Annotated in this window: 16 protein-coding genes; 10 read left to right on the top strand and 6 right to left on the bottom strand. The window is 65.2% G+C overall.

Translation table 11 applies throughout. The annotated features are described in order from the left end of the window. Positions 1-121: 121 nt before the first annotated feature. The 10 genes from proB (at position 122) to P6U29_RS02015 (ending at position 9,799) form a co-directional block, all read left to right on the top strand. Positions 122-1,243 (top strand): glutamate 5-kinase, encoded by a 1,122-nt coding sequence (gene proB, locus P6U29_RS02060; protein ID WP_407116107.1) that lies wholly within the window; start codon positions 122-124, stop codon positions 1,241-1,243. A gap of 204 nt (positions 1,244-1,447) precedes the next feature. Further along, positions 1,448-2,743, top strand: a complete 1,296-nt coding sequence (locus P6U29_RS02055) for a glutamate-5-semialdehyde dehydrogenase (protein WP_407116106.1) — start codon at positions 1,448-1,450, stop codon at positions 2,741-2,743. Between the two features lie 20 nt (positions 2,744-2,763). Further along, complete coding sequence (locus P6U29_RS02050; RefSeq protein ID WP_407116105.1) at positions 2,764-3,408, top strand: nicotinate-nucleotide adenylyltransferase; 645 nt, start codon at positions 2,764-2,766, stop codon at positions 3,406-3,408. 199 nt (positions 3,409-3,607) lie between these two features. Then, on the top strand, positions 3,608-3,964 hold the full coding sequence (rsfS, locus tag P6U29_RS02045; protein WP_024338888.1) for a ribosome silencing factor: 357 nt from the start codon (positions 3,608-3,610) through the stop codon (positions 3,962-3,964). Between the two features lie 95 nt (positions 3,965-4,059). Next, entirely contained in the window at positions 4,060-4,542 is a 483-nt protein-coding gene (gene rlmH, locus P6U29_RS02040; protein ID WP_407116104.1) for a 23S rRNA (pseudouridine(1915)-N(3))-methyltransferase RlmH, read from the top strand. 32 nt (positions 4,543-4,574) lie between these two features. Beyond that, positions 4,575-5,897 (top strand): murein hydrolase activator EnvC family protein, encoded by a 1,323-nt coding sequence (locus P6U29_RS02035; RefSeq protein WP_407116103.1) that lies wholly within the window; start codon positions 4,575-4,577, stop codon positions 5,895-5,897. Beyond that, entirely contained in the window at positions 5,894-7,252 is a 1,359-nt protein-coding gene (locus P6U29_RS02030; RefSeq protein WP_407116102.1) for a S41 family peptidase, read from the top strand. Before P6U29_RS02035 ends, P6U29_RS02030 begins: the two co-directional genes overlap by 4 nt. Positions 7,253-7,398: 146 nt before the next feature. Then, on the top strand, positions 7,399-8,613 hold the full coding sequence (locus P6U29_RS02025) for a divergent polysaccharide deacetylase family protein (protein ID WP_407116101.1): 1,215 nt from the start codon (positions 7,399-7,401) through the stop codon (positions 8,611-8,613). A gap of 74 nt (positions 8,614-8,687) precedes the next feature. After that, a complete protein-coding gene (locus tag P6U29_RS02020) occupies positions 8,688-9,194 on the top strand; it encodes an RNA pyrophosphohydrolase (RefSeq protein WP_407116100.1) in 507 nt (168 codons plus the stop codon). A 104-nt stretch (positions 9,195-9,298) separates the two neighbouring features. Beyond that, positions 9,299-9,799 carry an RNA pyrophosphohydrolase gene (locus tag P6U29_RS02015; RefSeq protein WP_407116099.1) on the top strand — a complete coding sequence of 167 codons (501 nt, stop codon included), beginning with the start codon at positions 9,299-9,301 and terminating at the stop codon, positions 9,797-9,799. 86 nt (positions 9,800-9,885) lie between these two features. Here the strand turns inward: P6U29_RS02015 and P6U29_RS02010 are convergent, their stop codons facing one another. From P6U29_RS02010 to P6U29_RS01985, 6 genes are all read right to left on the bottom strand, one after another. After that, positions 9,886-11,553 (bottom strand): adenylate/guanylate cyclase domain-containing protein, encoded by a 1,668-nt coding sequence (locus tag P6U29_RS02010; RefSeq protein ID WP_407116098.1) that lies wholly within the window; start codon positions 11,551-11,553, stop codon positions 9,886-9,888. 164 nt (positions 11,554-11,717) lie between these two features. Further along, positions 11,718-12,125: a F0F1 ATP synthase subunit epsilon gene (locus P6U29_RS02005; RefSeq protein ID WP_027572966.1), complete on the bottom strand. Its 408-nt coding sequence runs from the start codon at positions 12,123-12,125 to the stop codon at positions 11,718-11,720. 87 nt (positions 12,126-12,212) lie between these two features. Further along, positions 12,213-13,655 (bottom strand): F0F1 ATP synthase subunit beta, encoded by a 1,443-nt coding sequence (gene atpD / locus P6U29_RS02000; protein ID WP_197949085.1) that lies wholly within the window; start codon positions 13,653-13,655, stop codon positions 12,213-12,215. Between the two features lie 34 nt (positions 13,656-13,689). After that, positions 13,690-14,565: a F0F1 ATP synthase subunit gamma gene (locus tag P6U29_RS01995; RefSeq protein WP_407116097.1), complete on the bottom strand. Its 876-nt coding sequence runs from the start codon at positions 14,563-14,565 to the stop codon at positions 13,690-13,692. Between the two features lie 174 nt (positions 14,566-14,739). Then, positions 14,740-16,269 (bottom strand): F0F1 ATP synthase subunit alpha, encoded by a 1,530-nt coding sequence (gene atpA / locus P6U29_RS01990; RefSeq protein WP_407116096.1) that lies wholly within the window; start codon positions 16,267-16,269, stop codon positions 14,740-14,742. Then, the gene (locus P6U29_RS01985) at positions 16,269-16,829 is read right to left on the bottom strand and encodes a F0F1 ATP synthase subunit delta (RefSeq protein WP_407116095.1); all 561 of its coding nucleotides are present in this window, start codon (positions 16,827-16,829) and stop codon (positions 16,269-16,271) included. The genes atpA and P6U29_RS01985 overlap by 1 nt, the downstream gene beginning before the upstream one ends. Between the last annotated feature and the right edge of the window lie 109 nt (positions 16,830-16,938).

The following is a 16,938-nucleotide window of genomic DNA, read 5'->3' as shown; positions in this document are numbered from 1 at the left end:
CGGCCGTTTACCATCTCGCCCGCCTTGCGCCGGCCATCGTCCTGCTGCAAAAGCAGGCCTCACCGGCGCCGCTCACTCCGCTCCGCCGTTTCCAACGCAGAGCAGATCCTCCAAGCGCACTATGGCCAGCCCCGAACTCAGTCAATTCCGCCGCATCGTGGTCAAGGTCGGCTCCGCGCTGCTGGTCGATTCCGACAGGGGCGAGGTGCGCGCCTCCTGGCTCGCCGCGCTCGCCGACGATATCGCCAAGCTGCACAAGGAAGGGCGCGACGTCCTCGTGGTGTCCTCCGGCTCGATCGCGCTTGGCCGCAGCCGGCTCAAGCTGCCGCGCGGACCGTTGAAGCTGGAAGAGAGCCAGGCCGCCGCCGCCGTCGGCCAGATCGCGCTGGCGCGGATCTGGTCGGAGGTGCTGGGGGCGCACGGAATCGACGCCGGCCAGATCCTGGTGACGCTCCAGGACACCGAGGAGCGCCGCCGCTATCTCAACGCCCGCTCCACCATCGGCAAGCTCTTGGAGTGGCGCGCCATCCCCGTGATCAACGAGAACGACACGGTCGCGACCACCGAGATCCGCTACGGCGACAACGACCGCCTCGCCGCGCGCGTCGCCACCATGGCGAGTGCAGACCTGCTCGTGCTGCTGTCCGACATCGACGGGCTCTACGACGCTCCGCCGAAGAACAATCCCAACGCAAAACTCATTTCCGTCGTCGACAGCATCTCCTCGGAGATCGAGGCTGTGGCGGGGGATGCCGAGTCCGAGTTGTCGCGCGGCGGCATGCGCACCAAGGTCGAGGCGGCCAAGATCGCGACGACAGGCGGCACCCACATGCTGATCGCCTCCGGCAAGATCGAGCATCCGCTGCAGGCGATCGCCGATGGCGGCCGCTGCACCTGGTTCCTCACACCCGCCAATCCCATCACCTCGCGAAAACGCTGGATCGCGGGAACATTGGAGCCGAAGGGCACGCTGACCATCGATGCGGGTGCCGTGACCGCGCTGCGTGCGGGCGCCAGCCTGCTGCCGGCCGGCGTCATCAAGGTCGAGGGTCAGTTCGCCCGCGGCGATGCCGTGATCGTGCGCGGCCCCGACAGCAGCGAGGTCGGCCGCGGCCTGATCGCCTATGACGCTGATGACGCCGAGCGCATCAAGGGCCGCTCCTCGCCGGACGTGATGGCCATCCTCGGTATCAGCGGCCGCGCGGAGATGATCCACCGCGACGATCTGGTGGTGGGCGGGTAGACTCCGCCGTCATGCCCGGGCTTGACCCGGGCATCCACGTTCTTGGTACCGCGCGAAAGGTCGTGGATGGCCGGGACAGGCGCGGCCATGACGTCCGGGTGGGCCAGTGCCAACCCATCACGGAGACCTGCCATACCCTCCCCGCCCTTCGCAAAAGCGGGATTTCCATGCTAGGACACCGCCTTAGCAGAAGGTTGAACCCCCATGGCCGCCCCCCTCAAAGCCGTTGACGGCAATGCCGATCTCCAGGCGCTGATGTCCGATCTCGCCACCAAAGCCCGCGCTGCCGCGCGCGTGCTGGCGCTGGCGCCGCCGGAGCAGAAGAACCGGGCGCTGGTAGCCATGGAGCGGGCGATCCGCGCGAACGCCGCGGCGATCCTCGCTGCCAATGCCGAGGACGTCGCGGAGGCCCGCGCCTCCGTCAATGCGACGTCCGCCTTCATCGACCGCCTGACGCTGACGCCGGCGCGGGTCGAAGGGATGGCCGAGGGTATCGGCATCGTGCGCGGCATTGCCGATCCCATCGGCGTCGTCATCGAGAGCTGGCAGCGGCCGAACGGCATGACCATCGAGCGCGTGCGGGTGCCGCTCGGCGTCGTCGGCGTGATTTTCGAGAGCCGGCCGAACGTTGCCGCGGATGCCGGCGTGCTGTGCCTGAAATCGGGCAATGCCGTGATCCTGCGCGGCGGCTCGGACAGTTTCCGCTCCTGCCGCGCGATCCATGATTGCCTGGTGCAGGGCCTGCGCGACGCCGGCCTGCCTGAAGCTGCGATCACGCTGGTGCCGACGCGCGACCGCGCCGCGGTCGGCATGATGCTCTCAGGACTGAACGGCGCGATCGACGTGATCGTGCCGCGCGGCGGCAAGAGCCTCGTCGCGCGCGTCGAGCAGGAAGCGCGCGTGCCTGTGTTCGCGCATCTCGAAGGCGTCAACCACGTCTATGTCGACGGCGGCGCCGACCTCGCCATGGCGAAGTCGATCGTGCTCAACGCCAAGATGCGCCGCACCGGCGTCTGCGGCGCAGCCGAGACGCTGCTGGTCGATCGCGCGGCTGTTGCATCGAGCCTGAAGCCGCTGGTCGAGATGCTGCTCGATGCCGGCTGCGAAGTGCGCGGCGACGATGCCGTGCAGAAGGCCGATGCGCGCGTCAAGCCTGCAAACGACGAGGATTGGGACACCGAATATCTCGACGCGATCATCGCGGCGAAGGTGGTGGACGGCGTCGACGGCGCGATCGCGCATATCCAGAGCCACGGCTCGCATCACACCGATGCCATCGTGAGCGCCGACGAGCGGGCGGCGAAGAAATTCCTCAGCGAGGTCGATTCCGCGATCGTGCTGCACAACGCCTCAACGCAGTTCGCCGATGGCGGCGAGTTCGGTTTCGGCGCCGAGATCGGCATCGCCACCGGTCGCTTCCATGCCCGCGGCCCGGTCGGCGCCGAGCAGTTGACGAGCTTCAAATATCGCGTTCACGGCACAGGGCAGACGCGGCCGTAAGCAACGTTGCAGGGCGGGCATTGAGCAACAATTTCGTCGTGCCGCGTTTTGTGGCGCAAGCGGTCCCTCCCCACACAGAGGGCATGCGCGTTGGCCTGCTCGGCGGCTCGTTCAACCCGCCGCATCAGGCGCATCGCGCGATCAGCCAGTTCGCGCTCAAGCGATTGCAGCTCGATCGAATCTGGTGGCTGGTCACACCGGGCAATCCGCTCAAGGAGAACGGCACGCTGCACGAGCTCGGGGCGCGCATGCAGGCGGCGCGCGATGTCGCCAACGATCCGCGCATCGAGGTGAGCTGTCTCGAATCCGTCATTCGCACCCGCTATACTATCGACACGATCAACACCTTGCGCCGCCGCTTCCCTGGCTTGCGCTTTGTCTGGATCATGGGCGCCGACAATCTCGCTCAATTCCACCGTTGGCAGGACTGGCGGCGCATCGCCGCCCAGGTGCCGATGGCAGTGATCGATCGGCCGCCGCAGAGCTTTCGCGCCCTTAGCTCGCCCGCCGCCCAGGCGCTATCGCGCTACCGTCTGCCTGAGCATAAAGCAGCCCTGCTTGCAGATCGGCCGGCGCCGGCCTGGGTATTCCTGACCGGATTGAAGCTGAATCTCTCCTCGACGGGGTTACGGAACCCGGACGGGAGCTGGAAAGGTACGAAGTGAGACGAAAAGTGTGCGGGCTGGGGGCTCTCTGGCATATTGAAACCCTTAACCCCACATGATGTAGTGTAACGAGTGAGCGTCGGATTCGGCGTTCGCGATACAGTGAAAGGAATGGTCCCTGGCCACATCTGTATTGTCCAAGTCTGTTTTACCCAAGGTTGCTAAGCCTACGCGTAAAACATCGACCAAAGCTGCGGCCTTGAAGGCGCAACCCGACGCCGACAAGACGCTGAGCCTGATCCTCTCCCGCCTCGAGGACATGAAGGCGGAAGAGACGGTCACCATCGACCTTCGCGGCAAATCGGCGTATTCCGACTACATGATCGTCACCACCGGCCGGGTGAACCGGCACGTCGGCGCGATCGCGGAAAACGTCACCAAGAGCCTCAAGGAAAACGGCATCAAGAACATCCATGTCGAGGGCTTGCCCAATTGCGACTGGGTGCTGATCGATTCCGGCGACGTGATCGTGCACGTGTTCAGACCCGAGGTCCGTGAGTTCTACAATCTCGAGAGATTGTACACGCAGGGCCCAGGGGCGGCGAAGGCGATCTAGGCTCATTGAGCCGATTTCGAATCGGCTGACGCGCATGCAAGCGTCGTGCGCGCGCGGGACGCGCGTGGTCTTGAAAACACGGCGCTGAAGCCATCATGCGTGTTGCTGTCATTGCGGTGGGCCGACTGAAGCAGGGCCCCGAACGGGAGCTTGCCGACCGTTATTTCGAGCGGTTCGACGAGGCCGGCCGCAAGCTTGGATTCCGCGAGCTCAGCATCCACGAGATTCCCGAGAGCCGCGCGCGCGACACCGCGACGCGGATGGCCGAGGAAGCCGCGGCGATCTCGGCGCATATCCCGGACAAATCGATCCTGGTGGCGCTGGACGAGCGCGGCCAGAATCTCGACTCCACCGTATTCGCACGGCATCTCGGGCGCTGGCGTGACGAAGGTGTCGGACATACTATCTTCGTGATCGGAGGGGCGGACGGACTTTCGCCCGAATTGCGCCGTAAGGCCAAGCTCGCGATCGCGTTCGGCTCTGCGACCTGGCCGCACCAAATGGTCCGCGTCATGCTTCTGGAACAGCTGTATCGGGCCGCCACCATCCTGGCCGGCCACCCCTATCACCGCGCGTGATGCGCGCCATAACGAGCACCTTTGCCGACACGATGCGAGCGCCGCTCCTCAACCTGCTGCTGATCACTGGCGTTGCCGGCGCAAGCTTCGCGCAAGCTCAAACGGCGACGCCCCCACAAACTGCGGCGGTCTCGCCCGATGCGATCAAGCAGCGCGAGCAGGAGCTGGAGGCCGCACGCGCCAGGCAGAAGAGCGCGGAGGAAGCGCAGGCCAAGCTCAAGGCCGAGATCACCGCACTCGGCCAGGATCGCACCCAGCTCAATCAGCAGCTGATCGAGACCGCCGCCAATGTGCGCACCGTGGAGACCAAGATCGACGAGGCCGAGGCGCGGCTACGCGCGTTGAACGGCCGCGAGCAGCAGATGCGCGCTTCGCTCGATTCGCGCCGCGCCGACATCGTCGAGGTGCTGGCGGCCTTGCAGCGCGCCGGCCGGCGCACACCGCCGGCGCTGCTGGTGCGGCCCGAAGATGCGCTGCAGTCACTGCGCACGGCGATGCTGCTCGGCGCCGTTGTGCCGGAATTGCGCGGCCGCGCCGAGAAGATCGCGGGCGAGCTCGGCGAGCTCGTGGCCTTGCGCAAGACCATCGCCACCGAGCGCGACCAGCTCGCCTCCGACCGCGACAAGGTCCGCAACGACCAGACCCGGCTCACCGCTTTGGTCGACGAGCGGCAGCGCCAGCAGGCGGCGCGCGAGAAGGATCTAGACGCCGAGAATTCGCGCGCCATCGCGCTGTCAAAGCAGGTCGGTGATCTCCAGGGGCTGATCGCCAAGATGGAGCAGGACCTGCAAAGCGCCGCCAAGGCGGCAGAGAAGGCGGCCGAGGCTGCAAAGCAGGCCGAAGCCAAGGCGGCCGCCAGCGGCAAGTCCGGTCCGGGCGCTTTCAAGGATAAGTCCCGCACCACCCCGGCGATCGCCTTCGCCTCGGCCAAGGGCCTCCTGCCGCTTCCGGTTAACGGTAACAAGATCAGGGATTTTGGCGGTTCCGACGGCGTCGGCGGGGTCCAGAAGGGCATTTCGCTGGCGACAAAGCCCGGCTCCCAGGTCACGACGCCGTGCGATGGCTGGGTTGTGTACGCCGGCCCGTTCCGCAGCTATGGACAACTCTTGATCCTCAATGCCGGGGGCGGGTATCATGTCCTGATCGCCGGGATGGAGCGCATTTCGGTCAACATCGGACAGTTTGTGCTCACGGGGGAGCCGGTCGCGACCATGGGGTCGACATCTCAAGTCGCCTCCATTCTCGCCACGAACGCGAGTCAACCTGTGCTGTATGTCGAGTTCCGTAAAGACGGTACTCCAATCGATCCAGGCCCATGGTGGGCCGCAAATGAAGGCGAGAAGGTTCGCGGATGATGCGCAAGACTCCAGTAATCCTCCTCAGCGCGGCCACCGGCGCGGCGCTGACGCTGTTCGTGACCCAGCCGCGCGCGGTGTTCATGGGCTCCAGCGCAAGGGCCGCGACCGCGGACACCTATCGCCAGCTCAATCTGTTCGGTGACGTCTTCGAGCGCGTGCGCTCCGATTATGTCGAGAAGCCCGATGACACCAAGCTGATCGAATCCGCCATCAGCGGCATGCTCACCGGCCTCGATCCGCATTCCAGCTACATGGACGCCAAGAGCTTCCGCGACATGCAGGTGCAGACCCGCGGTGAGTTCGGCGGCCTCGGCATCGAGGTCACGATGGAAGATGGCCTGATCAAGGTGGTCTCGCCGATCGACGACACTCCCGCTTCGCGCGCCGGCATCATGGCCAACGACATCATCACCAATCTCGACGACGAGGCGGTGCAGGGCCTGACCCTGAACCAGGCGGTCGAGAAGATGCGCGGTCCGGTCAACACCAAGATCAAGCTCAAGATCATCCGCAAGGGCCAGGACAATCCAATCGACGTCACCCTGGTGCGCGACAACATCCGTGTCCGCTCGGTGCGCGCACGCGTCGAGCAGGATGACATCGCCTATATCCGCATCACCACCTTCAACGAGCAGACCACCGAAGGCCTGAAGCGCGAGATCGGCAACCTCTCGAATCAGATCGGCGACAAGCTGAAGGGCTACATCATCGACCTCCGCAACAATCCGGGCGGCCTGCTCGAGGAAGCGGTCACCGTCTCCGACTCGTTCCTGGAGAAGGGCGAGATCGTCTCGACCCGCGGCCGCAATGCCGAGGAGACCCAGCGCCGCACCGCACATGCGGGCGACCTGACCAAGGGCAAGCCGGTCATCGTGCTGGTCAATGGCGGCTCGGCTTCGGCGTCGGAAATCGTCGCCGGCGCGCTACAGGACCACAAGCGCGCGACCATCGTCGGCACGCGCTCGTTCGGCAAGGGCTCGGTGCAGACCATCATTCCGCTCGGAAGCGGCAACGGTGCGCTGCGGCTGACCACCGCGCGCTACTACACGCCGTCGGGCAAGTCGATCCAGGCCAAGGGCATCGTGCCCGATATCGAGGTGCTGCAGGACGTGCCGGACGAGCTGAAGTCGCGCACCGACACCAAGGGCGAGGCTTCACTGCGCGGCCATCTGAAGAACGATGGCGACGAGAAGACCGGCTCGCAGTCTTACGTCCCGCCGGATGCCAAGGACGACAAGGCGCTCAAGCTTGCCGGCGACCTGCTCCATGGCATCAGGAACAGCGCCTCTGCCGCACCGACGCCGGGCGGCGACAACAAGGCCGCGACCGATAAGCCCAAAGCGGCGAACTAAATCGGCGCCACGCGCGATCTCACGACAAGGGCGGCTTCTTGAAGCCGCCCTTTTTGCTGGGAACTCCCGTCGTCCCCGGCCTCTCCCGGCCTGCCGCCGCTTGACCCCGCCGTGGTATCGTCGAGATGAGTGATTCGGGATCGCGCATGACTGAAACGGCCGATGATCTGAGCGCCCCGCTCGGACAGGACAAGCCGCGCCGGAAACGCCGGCTGCGGCTGCCGTTCACCGCGATGCAGTTGCTCGCAGTCCTGCTCGGCCTGTTCCTCGTCACCTTTGCCGGCTTCGTCATCTTCAACAGCGACCCGCTCGGCGGCGAGCCGATGACGCGGATCGCGATCCGCGAGCCCAATGCCACGAAGGAGAAACCGGCGACCTCCGGCCACGACTCAGAGAGCAAGCAGGAGACCAAGGCAGCGCCGAAGCAGGCCGCCGCCGGTGAGCAGAAGACCATCACCATGATCGACGGCTCCACCGGCGCCCGCCACGACGTGGTGATCGGCGCGGGCGATGCCGCCGACAAAGGTGGGGCGGCGGCTTCAGCCCCGCCGACTGTGATGGCCGGGATTGATCCAAAGCTGCTGGAGAAATCGCGCTACGGCATGATCCCGGTGGTCGCCGGGGACCTGAAGCCGTTCAACGTCTATGCGGCGGATGCCGACCGCGCCAAGGCCGCCAAGATGCCCGTGGTTGCGATCGTGATCGGCGGCCTCGGCGTCGGCGCCGCCAAGACCACTGACGCGATCATGAAGCTGCCGGCGGCGGTGACGCTGGCCTTCACGCCCTACGGCGCCGACCCCGGCAAGCTCGCCGAGCGGGCCCGCACGCAGCGTCACGAGATCTTCCTGCAGATCCCGATGGAGCCCTACGACTTCCCCGACAACGATCCGGGGCCGCAGACGCTGCTGACCTCGCTCAGCCCCGACCAGAACATGGACCGCCTGTATTGGCATCTGAGCCGGATGCAGGGCTATGCCGGCCTCACCAATTTCATGGGCGCCCGCTTCATCGCGACGGAGCCGGCGATGCAGCCGATCATCCGCGAGGCGGCCAAGCGCGGCCTCGGCTTCTTCGACGATGGCTCCTCGCCTCGCAGCATCGCGCCCCAGGCCGCGGCGAACCAAGCAATACCGTTCGGCAAGGGCGACATCGCGATCGACGTGGTGCCGACCCCGACCGAGATCGACCGCGCCCTGAACAAGCTCGAATCGACGGCGCGCGAGCGCGGCATCGCCATCGGCACGGCGTCCGCCCTGCCCGTCTCGATCGAGCGCATCAGCGCCTGGACCAGGACATTGGGCGACCGAGGTATCCTTTTGGTGCCATTGACAACCGCGATGCTGAAATCAAAATCCAGCTAAATCAACGAATTGGTACGGCACGGGTCCCCGCGGAACCGGCATGCCCACCAAGTGCAGGCAAGAGGTCTGGCGGAATGGCGCGTTACGAGGATCTGCCCTACCGGACCTGTGTCGGTGTGATGCTGATCAATTCGAAGGGACTGGTTTTCATCGGCCGCCGCGCCGGCGGCATCGAGCATGTCGACGACGACCATGTCTGGCAGATGCCGCAGGGCGGCGTCGACCCCGGCGAGGACACTTGGGAGGCGGCCAAGCGCGAGCTCTATGAGGAGACCAGCGTACGCTCGGTGGAGCGGCTCGGCGAAGTCCCGGACTGGCTCACTTACGACATTCCACGCACGGTTGCGGGGCGCGCCTGGAAGGGCCGCTACCGCGGCCAGCGCCAGAAATGGTATGCGGTCCGCTTCACCGGCAAGGACAGCGAGATCAACGTCGAGAAGCCCGGCGGTGGCGGCCACAAGGCCGAGTTCGTGAGCTGGCGGTGGGAGCCGATGCAAAATCTGACCGGGCTGATCATTCCCTTCAAGCGCCCGGTCTATGAACGCGTGGTGCAGGAATTTTCCGCGCTGGCGGAGGATTGACCTCCTCCGTCATTCCGGGGCACGCCAAGCGTGAACCCGGAATCTTGAGCTTCCGGGTTCGATGCTACGCATCGCCCCGGAACGACGACGGAGAGCGAAAACACATGCCCGAACGGAAACCCTACCGCCCCAATGTCGGCATCGCCCTCTTCAATGCCGACGGCCGCGTCCTGATCGGCCACCGCTTCAAGGGCGACGGGCCCGAAATCATCCTGCCCGGCCTCGACTGGCAGATGCCGCAAGGCGGCGTCGACGAGGGCGAGAATCTACGCGACGCCGCGATGCGCGAGCTCTGGGAGGAAACCAACGTCGTCAGCGCCGACTATCTCGGCGAGACCGATTGGTTCACCTACGAATTCCCGCCTTACGACGGCCCGCAGACGCATCGCCTCGCGAAATTTCGCGGCCAGCGGCAAAAGTGGTTCGCGCTGCGCTTCACCGGCAAGGATGACGAGATCGACCCGCTGACGCCGCGCAACGGTCAGCCCGCGGAGTTCGACGCTTGGCGCTGGGAGCGCCTCGACCGCGTCGCCGACATCGTGGTGCCGTTTCGCCGTGAGGTCTACGGCGCGGTGGCGCAGGCGTTTGCGGGGTTCGCAAACTGAAATTGCGAAAACAACCCCATGCACGGTTGAAATCATGAGAGAAATTTCGCCGGAGATTTGGTGTGGGGAGGGCACCATCTCTGGCCCTAATTGATCGGCCCCACCGTGAACGGGCCGATGGCGATGACGTGGCAGTCGCTGTCGTGCTTGGCGCAGTCGGCGAGCGCGGAGGTGACGGCGGTCTGCTCGTCGGCGGCCTTGAGGCCGAGGCCCGGGCGTCCGGCGGCGCCGACGGCGACGGCGTTCCAGCCCATGGCATCGGTGAGCTTGCGTACGACTTCGCCGCGCGCGTCTGCCATGATCGAGGCGTTGGAGGCGGCATTGAAGAAGCCGGTGATCCTGAACAAGGTCGGGATCGGCACGACGAAATTGTCGTCGATCGCGACGACCAGGCAGGCAACGCCGGCAATCGCGCCACACGATTCCAGGGAGCGCCGCGCCGCGTCCTCGTCGGATGATGCGCCCAGCACCATGAAATATTGCCCGCCCGGGCCGAGTGCGACCGAGCGGGATTTCGCCGCCGGCACGAACATGTTCTCGAGCCGGACTTTCCCGGCGTCGCGCACCATCGGAAAATCTTTCGACGCGAACGGCCGCTCGGTCATGGCATCGTGCCGCACCCAAGGCTGCGGCGGCATCGGCGGCTTGCCGTTCGTGTAGACGACGTTATTGCCGACTGCATAGAGTTCGCAGCGCCGCGGCGATTGCGCCGCATCGGCGCGCTTTTGGCACTGCTCGAGCGCCATGCTGCGCGCGGCTTCCTCGTTCGGCTGATTCAACGCCGAGCCGGTAAAGCCGCCGACATTGAGCGCGAAAGCCTTGTAGTCGCCGGACGTCGCATAATCGCCGGCGAGGAAGTTGCGCACGCGCTCGTTGATGAAGGGCACGCTGTCGGCGGAGAACTTGCCTGACATCGGCGCGGCCGATGGTGACGACGCCGGCATCGGCGCCATCGCGGCGCTGGCATTCGGCGGAGCCATCGGGGCCATCGGCGCTTTGGCCAACTGGGTCGGTGACGGGCTCGGCGCCACTGCGCTTGCCGTCGGCGTTGCGCTCGGTGCCGCGGCCGGCATTGCCACCACACTCGCGGTCTGCTTGAGCTTGGTATTGTAGAGGAACCCCGTGACAACGATTCCGACGATCGAGACCACGGCGACGACCAGCGGCCACATCCACACCGGTGCGGCGGCCACCTTGGAGGCCGCCTTCTTCAGTTGCGGCTTGGCATAGCTGCCGTCCTCGCGCCGCATCGCCACCATGTAGGCGTGCACCGGCGTCGGGATGTTCTTGACCTCCTGCGCGCCGATATCGGCGAACTGCACCGACAGCTTGTTGGCAACCTGCTCATGCACCGCGCGGGAGACGCAGATGCCGCCGACCTCGGCGAGCCCTTCCAGCCGCGCCGCGATGTTGACGCCGTCCCCCAACAGATCGCCGTCGCGCTCGACCACGTCGCCGATGGTGATGCCGATGCGGAACGACATCTGCCGGCTCGGCGGATAGGCCATGTTGCGGGTCCGCAAGCTTTCCTGGATATCGATCGCGCAGCGCACCGCATCCACCGCGCTCGGAAATTCCGCGAGCACGGCATCGCCCGCCGTGTTGAAGATGCGCCCGCCGGCCTTGGCGATGAAATCGTCGACGACCTCGCGATAGGAGGCGAGACGCCGCAGCGTCTCCTCTTCGTCTTCCGCGACCAGCCTCGAATACCCGGCAATATCGGCTGCGAAAATCGCTGCGATCTTGCGTTTCATCTGCCACCGGCCCCCGGAACAAACCCGCGAGGTCAGAATGCCGCCATCGGCGGCGCGGTGCAACAAAGTTTCAGCGCCCGCCACGGTGGTGACGAGCGCCGAACCTGTTCAGGGATGCCTTTGCAGGAATGTCTTATTCGAGCCCCGAAGCGGTGCCCCGGGGCTTAATGCATAGCCGTGGAGTTGAGCTGATGCTGAATGCTCTTGAAGTGATCGAGCCGCTCGATGGCCTGATCGAGCTCGGAGCCCTCGTGCTCCTTCAGATTCTCTTCCATCTCCGCGATCGTCTCGGCGAACTGGGCGCGGTCGAGCTCGGCCAGCGAGGTCGCGACGTCGGCGAGCACGGTGAGGCCCCTGTCGGAGACTTCGGCGAGACCGCCGAGCACGATGATCTTTTCGTGGCGGCCAGCCGTGGTCACGGTGAGAATGCCCGGCCGGATCGCAGCCACGACCGGCGCATGCCCCGCCAGCACGCCGAAATCACCCTCGACGCCGGGGATGTCGACCTGGTCGACCTCACCCGAGAAGGCGAGCTTTTCCGGAGAGACGAGATCGAAGTGGAAGGTGGCCATTGAGAACCTGCGAATGGTGAGTAGCGAATGGCGAGCGGCTGAAACAGGGAGCAGCTATTCGCCACTCCCTATTCGCGATTCGCCGGCTTACGCCGCCTCAGCGGCGAGCTTCTTGCCCTTCTCGACCGCCTCTTCGATGGTGCCGACCATGTAGAAGGCGGCTTCCGGCAGGTGGTCGTACTTGCCTTCGACCAGGCCCTTGAAGCCCTTGATGGTGTCGGCAAGGTCGACGAACTTGCCCGGCGATCCCGTGAAGACTTCGGCGACGTGGAACGGCTGCGACAGGAAGCGCTCGATCTTGCGGGCGCGGGCCACCGTCAGCTTGTCCTCTTCCGAAAGCTCATCCATGCCGAGAATGGCGATAATGTCCTGGAGCGACTTGTAGCGCTGCAGCACCTGCTGGACCTGACGGGCGACGGCGTAGTGCTCCTCGCCGACGACCAGCGGAGAGAGCATGCGCGAGGTCGAATCGAGCGGATCCACCGCGGGGTAGATGCCCTTTTCCGAGATCGCGCGCGACAGCACGGTGGTGGCGTCAAGATGCGCGAACGAGGTCGCAGGCGCCGGGTCGGTCAAGTCGTCGGCGGGCACGTAGATGGCCTGCACCGAGGTGATCGAGCCCTTCTGCGTGGTGGTGATGCGCTCCTGGAGCGCGCCCATGTCAGTGGCGAGCGTCGGCTGATAACCCACGGCCGAAGGAATACGGCCGAGCAGCGCCGACACTTCCGAACCCGCTTGCGTGAAGCGGAAGATATTGTCGACGAAGAACAGCACGTCCTGGCCCTGGTCGCGGAAGTGCTCGGCGACGGTGAGGCCGGTCAGGCCGACCCGGGCGCGGGCACCCGGCGGCTCGTTCATCTGGCCGAACACCAGCGCGCACTTCGACTTCACGCTCGGATCCGGGTTCTTCGGATCGGCGTTGACCTTGGACTCGATGAACTCGTGATAGAGGTCGTTGCCCTCGCGGGTGCGCTCGCCGACACCGGCGAACACCGAGTAACCGCCGTGCGCCTTGGCGACGTTGTTGATCAGCTCCTGGATCAGCACGGTCTTGCCGACGCCGGCGCCGCCGAACAGGCCGATCTTGCCGCCCTTCGCATACGGAGCGAGCAGATCGACGACCTTGATGCCGGTGACGAGAATTTCGGCTTCGGTCGACTGGTCGGTATAGGTCGGCGCTTCCTGGTGGATGGCGCGGGTGCCTTCCGACTTGATCGGGCCGGCCTCGTCGATCGGCTCGCCGATGACGTTCATGATGCGGCCCAGCGTGCCGTCACCCACGGGAACCGAGATCGGCTGACCGGTGTCGGTCACTTCCTGGCCGCGGACCAGACCTTCGGTAGCGTCCATCGCGATCGTGCGGACGGTCGACTCGCCGAGATGCTGCGCGACTTCCAGCACCAGGCGATTGTTGCCGTTCTTGGTCTCCAGCGAGTTGAGAATGGCCGGCAGGTGGCCTTCGAACTGCACGTCGACGACGGCGCCCATGACCTGGGTAACGCGACCGATCTGTGTGGCTGCTGTAGCCATTTACTGTCTCCTTCGATCCGAATTTCGTGTCCGGTCAGACTGCTTCTGCGCCGGAGATGATTTCGATGAGTTCCTTGGTGATCTGAGCCTGACGGGTCCGGTTGTAGACCAGCGTCTGCTTGCGGATCATTTCGCCGGCGTTGCGGGTGGCGTTGTCCATCGCCGACATCTGCGCGCCGTAGAACGAAGCGTTGTTCTCGAGCAGGGCGCGGAAGATCTGCACCGCGAGATTGCGCGGCAGCAGGCGCGTGAGTATCTCGTCCTCCTCCGGCTCATATTCGTAAGAGGTCGCGCTGCCGTTCGCACCGCCTTCCTCGACAACCAGCGGAATGATCTGCTGAGCGGTCGGGACCTGTGCGATCACCGACTTGAATTTCGAGTAGAACAACGTGCAGACATCGAACTCGCCAGCGTCGAAACGGGCCAGCACCTTCTTGGCGATGTCCTCGGCGTTGACGAAGCCGAGCTGGCGCACGCTGCGCAGGTCGAGGTGCTCGACGATCTGCTTGTCGAACTGGCGGCGGAGCTGCTCGTAGCCCTTGCGGCCGACACAGAAGAACTTCACTTCCTTGCCCTGCGCGATCAGCGCCTGCGCGTGCTCGCGGGCGAGACGCACGATCGAGGAGTTGAAGGCGCCGGACAGGCCGCGCTCGCCGGTGCAGACCAGCAGCAGGTGAACCTGATCGCGGCCGGTACCGGCCAGCAGCGTCGGCGCGCCGGGGGAGCCCGCCGCGGCGCTGGCGATGTTGGAGATCACCGCGCTCATCTTGTCGGCATAGGGACGCGCGGCTTCCGCCGCGGTCTGCGCGCGGCGCAGCTTCGAGGCCGCGACCATCTGCATGGCCTTGGTGATCTTTTGCGTCGCCTTGGTGGAGGCGATGCGCACGCGCATGTCTTTAAGTGACGCCATTCTTCGTTCACCCCGGCGGTTCGACCCTAACGATCAAGCCGCTAGCCTATCCCAGTCGTCATGCCCGGGCTCGTCCCGGGCATCCACGTTCTTCCTTGCAAGCCGAAACGCGTGGATGGCCGGGACATCAAATGCGAAGACGCGCTTCGCCCTTTTGCCCGGCCATGACGCCGCTTAAGCGAAAGACTTCGCGAAGCCTTCGACCACCGACTTCAGCTTGGCAGCGGAGTCGTCGGAGAGGTCGCGGCTGTCGCGGATCGCGTTGAGGATGTCGGCGTGCTTGCCGCGCAAGAGCGAGAGCAGGCCGTCCTCGAACGCGCGCACCTTGTTGAGCGGGAGCGGATCGAGATAGCCGTTGGTGCCAGCCCAGATCACGCAGACCTGCTCTTCCATCTTCAGCGGCGAGAACTGCGGCTGCTTCAAGAGCTCGGTGAGGCGCGAACCGCGGTTGAGCAGGCGCTGGGTCGAGGCGTCGAGGTCGGAGCCGAACTGCGCGAACGCCGCCATTTCGCGGTACTGCGCGAGCTCGCCCTTGATCTTGCCGGCGACCTTCTTGGTGGCCTTGGTCTGCGCCGAGGAGCCGACGCGCGACACCGACAGACCGACGTTCACGGCAGGACGGATGCCCTGGAAGAACAGGTCGGTTTCGAGGAAGATCTGGCCGTCGGTGATCGAGATGACGTTGGTCGGGATGTAGGCCGACACGTCGTTGGCCTGGGTTTCGATGACCGGCAGCGCCGTCAGCGAGCCCGAGCCTTGGTCCTTGTTCAGCTTCGCCGCGCGCTCAAGCAGGCGGGAGTGCAGATAGAACACGTCGCCCGGATAGGCTTCGCGGCCCGGCGGGCGGCGCAGCAGCAGCGACATCTGGCGGTAGGCGACGGCCTGCTTGGAGAGGTCGTCATAGATGATGACCGCGTGCATGCCGTTGTCGCGGAAATACTCGCCCATGGTGCAGCCGGTGAACGGCGCGATGTACTGCATCGGCGCCGGGTCCGACGCAGTTGCGGCGACGACGATCGAATATTCGAGCGCGCCCTGCTCTTCCAGCACCTTGACGAACTGAGCGACGGTCGAACGCTTCTGGCCGACCGCGACGTAGACGCAGTACAGCTTGATGTTCTCGTCGGGCTGCGCGTTGAGCGGCTTCTGGTTCAGGATGGTGTCGAGCGCGATCGCGGTCTTGCCGGTCTGGCGGTCGCCGATGATCAGCTCGCGCTGGCCGCGGCCGATCGGGATCAGGGCGTCGATGGCCTTGAGGCCGGTTGCCATCGGCTCGCTCACCGACTTGCGCGGAATGATGCCGGGCGCCTTGACGTCGACGCGCATGCGCTTGTCGGCCTGGATCGGACCCTTACCGTCGATCGGGTTGCCGAGCGCGTCGACGACGCGGCCGAGCAGGCCCTTGCCGACCGGTGCGTCGACGATGGCGCGGGTGCGCTTGACGGTCTGGCCTTCCTTGATCTCGCGGTCGGCACCGAAAATAACGACACCGACGTTGTCGGTTTCGAGGTTCAGCGCCATGCCGCGGGTGCCGTTCTCGAATTCGACCATTTCACCGGCCTGGACGTTGTCCAGACCATAGACGCGGGCGATACCGTCGCCGACGGACAGCACCTGTCCGACTTCGGAGACTTCAGCTTCCTGGCCGAAATTCTTGATCTGGTCCTTGAGGATCGCGGAAATTTCCGCGGCGCGGATGTCCATCAGCCTGCCTCTTTCATCGCGTGCTTGATCGAATTGAGTTTGGTGCGAAGCGAACCATCCACCATGCGGCTGCCCAGCTTGACGACGAGGCCACCGATGATCGAGGGATCGACTTTCACGTTCAGCGCGACGTCCTTGCCGGTCACCGACTTCAGGGCAACCTTGAGGGCATCGAGATTCTTGTCCGAGAGCGCTTCCGCCACGGTGACGTCGGCCGTCGTCTCGCCCTTGAACTTGGCGACGAGAGCGCGATAGGCGCGAATGACGTCGGCCACCGCGAACAGACGGCGATTGGCGGTCAGCACTTTCAGGAAATTGGCGGAGATGCCGGCGATGCCGGCCTTGTCCAGCACGGCCGAGAGGGCCTTGGACTGAGCGTCCGCCGCGAACACCGGGCTGCGGACGAGGCGCTTGAGATCGGCGCTTTCGTTCAGCAGGGCATCGAATTTGTCGAGATCGGCTTTGACCTCGTCGACCACTTTCTGGTCGCGGGCCAGTTCAAACAAGGCCGTTGCATAACGGCCGGACACACCTGAAACGGACGTATCTTCTGCAGCCACAGACGCGCTCTTTTTGCTGTCAAACTCGCAAGGGAAAAACCGTCGCCACGAAGCGGCGCCTAGCGATCCAAGCCCTTGGAATTCAAGCGGGACTTCGATTTTCGACCAG

Origin of the sequence: Bradyrhizobium sp. LMG 9283 (assembly GCF_045571415.1) — a bacterium.
Lineage (GTDB): Bacteria > Pseudomonadota > Alphaproteobacteria > Rhizobiales > Xanthobacteraceae > Bradyrhizobium.
This window is presented reverse-complemented; position numbering and strand designations above follow the sequence as displayed.

What these genes read in the sequence shown, in the direction of transcription:
- proB (WP_407116107.1), top strand. Translation starts at nt 122, where the DNA reads ATGGCCAGCCCCGAACTCAGTCAATTCCGCCGCATCGTGGTCAAGGTC.
- P6U29_RS02055 (WP_407116106.1), top strand. Translation starts at nt 1,448, where the DNA reads ATGGCCGCCCCCCTCAAAGCCGTTGACGGCAATGCCGATCTCCAGGCG.
- rlmH (WP_407116104.1), top strand. Translation starts at nt 4,060, where the DNA reads ATGCGTGTTGCTGTCATTGCGGTGGGCCGACTGAAGCAGGGCCCCGAA.
- P6U29_RS02035 (WP_407116103.1), top strand. Translation starts at nt 4,575, where the DNA reads ATGCGAGCGCCGCTCCTCAACCTGCTGCTGATCACTGGCGTTGCCGGC.
- P6U29_RS02030 (WP_407116102.1), top strand. Translation starts at nt 5,894, where the DNA reads ATGATGCGCAAGACTCCAGTAATCCTCCTCAGCGCGGCCACCGGCGCG.
- P6U29_RS02025 (WP_407116101.1), top strand. Translation starts at nt 7,399, where the DNA reads ATGACTGAAACGGCCGATGATCTGAGCGCCCCGCTCGGACAGGACAAG.
- P6U29_RS02020 (WP_407116100.1), top strand. Translation starts at nt 8,688, where the DNA reads ATGGCGCGTTACGAGGATCTGCCCTACCGGACCTGTGTCGGTGTGATG.
- P6U29_RS02015 (WP_407116099.1), top strand. Translation starts at nt 9,299, where the DNA reads ATGCCCGAACGGAAACCCTACCGCCCCAATGTCGGCATCGCCCTCTTC.
- P6U29_RS02010 (WP_407116098.1), bottom strand. Translation starts at nt 11,553, where the DNA reads ATGAAACGCAAGATCGCAGCGATTTTCGCAGCCGATATTGCCGGGTAT.
- P6U29_RS02005 (WP_027572966.1), bottom strand. Translation starts at nt 12,125, where the DNA reads ATGGCCACCTTCCACTTCGATCTCGTCTCTCCGGAAAAGCTCGCCTTC.
- atpD (WP_197949085.1), bottom strand. Translation starts at nt 13,655, where the DNA reads ATGGCTACAGCAGCCACACAGATCGGTCGCGTTACCCAGGTCATGGGC.
- P6U29_RS01995 (WP_407116097.1), bottom strand. Translation starts at nt 14,565, where the DNA reads ATGGCGTCACTTAAAGACATGCGCGTGCGCATCGCCTCCACCAAGGCG.
- atpA (WP_407116096.1), bottom strand. Translation starts at nt 16,269, where the DNA reads ATGGACATCCGCGCCGCGGAAATTTCCGCGATCCTCAAGGACCAGATC.